This window comes from Moorena sp. SIO3I6, assembly GCF_010672095.1.
The window spans coordinates 1-1374 of sequence record NZ_JAAHHU010001374.1 but is presented as its reverse complement, the minus strand read 5'-3'; the positions used below and the strand labels follow the sequence as shown (position 1 = coordinate 1374).

The following is a 1374-nucleotide window of genomic DNA, read 5'->3' as shown; positions in this document are numbered from 1 at the left end:
TTACCCTCAACGCCGCTGATGCGATTTTAATCTTGGGAGGACTGGGATTTTTAGGATTAGGATTGCCAGAACAAACCCCAGAGTGGGGTCATGACTTACGTCAAGCCCTCGATGCCTTACCAACTGGCATTTGGTGGACAGCCCTTTTCCCTGGTTTAGCCATGACACTGATGGTGGTAGGATTGTCCTTAGTAGGAGAAGGATTAAGCGAGTTGATTAATCCCCGATTTCGTCAGAAGCATTGAAATTCAATAAAACCCTCTTGCCTTTTGCCTCTTGCCTTTTGCCTTTTGCCTTAAAATGACTCACGACGAATGACTCAAAACTAATGACTCAAGCCATAGGCATTGATTTAGGTGGCACTGCGATTAAGTTGGGACGCTTCCGTGAAGATGGAACCGAATTAGAGTCTCTAACAGTAGATACACCCCAACCTGCAACACCAACAGCGGTGATCGAAGCAATAGTAGCAGCAATCTCTCGTCTCGATACCAGCGAAGAAGTAATTGGTATCGGCCTGGGATTGCCTGGCCCTGCTGATGTTGCTGGTAGAATTGCTAAGGTTGCCATTAACCTAACGGATTGGCACGATGTTCCCCTAGCCGATCAGTTAGAAGCCAAAGTCGGTTATCCCACAATTCTTGCTAATGATGCTAACTGTGCTGGTTTAGGAGAAGCTTGGTTAGGGGCTGGTCGTCGGTTTCGGAATTTGATTCTACTCACCCTAGGCACAGGGGTAGGAGGGGCAATCATTTTTGATGGTCAACTCTTCACAGGTCATCTCGGGTCTGCTGGGGAGTTGGGGTTAATTAATCTATATCCCGAGGGTCCCGAGTGTAATAGTGGTAATCGCGGTTCTCTAGAGCAATACCTTTCCATTAGGGCAATCCGACGCACCAGTGGCAAAGAACCAGCAGAACTTGGTAAATTAGCCCAAGAAGGAAACCAGGAAGCTTTAGAATTTTGGGCAGATTACGGACGCTTATTAGGGATTGGGCTAACTAGTTTTATTTATCCACTAACACCAGAAGCCATTATTATTGGTGGTGGCATCAGTGCTAGTGCCGAGTTTTTCTTGTCAGCAACTCTAGCAGAAATAGAGCAACGAGTTTTGCCTTCCTCCCGTACTGGTTTAGAGTTACTTAAAGCAGAATTAGGGAATCGAGCTGGAAGGGTGGGAGCAGCACGATTGGCTTGGCAAAAATATGTGAAATGAAGAATTTAGAATTTAGAATGAAGAATTTAGAATTTAGAATGTAGGGTGTGTTAGGGGCGGGCTTGCCCTCATGTTAAACCTTGACTAGCAGTGTTGGGAGAGTCCGTCCGAAAATTGTAACGTCAATTCTTATCCACTGTTCCCTGTTCCCGTCTTGA

The 1374-nt window shown here is 46.0% G+C and carries 1 protein-coding gene and 1 pseudogene; both read left to right on the top strand.

Translation table 11 applies throughout. The annotated features are described in order from the left end of the window. Positions 1 to 245: pseudogene (locus tag F6K49_RS49445) on the top strand (ABC transporter permease); the annotation flags it as partial. Positions 246 to 328: 83 nt separating this feature from the next. Beyond that, positions 329 to 1216 (top strand): ROK family protein, encoded by an 888-nt coding sequence (locus F6K49_RS49440; protein ID WP_293110100.1) that lies wholly within the window; start codon positions 329 to 331, stop codon positions 1214 to 1216. Positions 1217 to 1374: the final 158 nt, after the last annotated feature.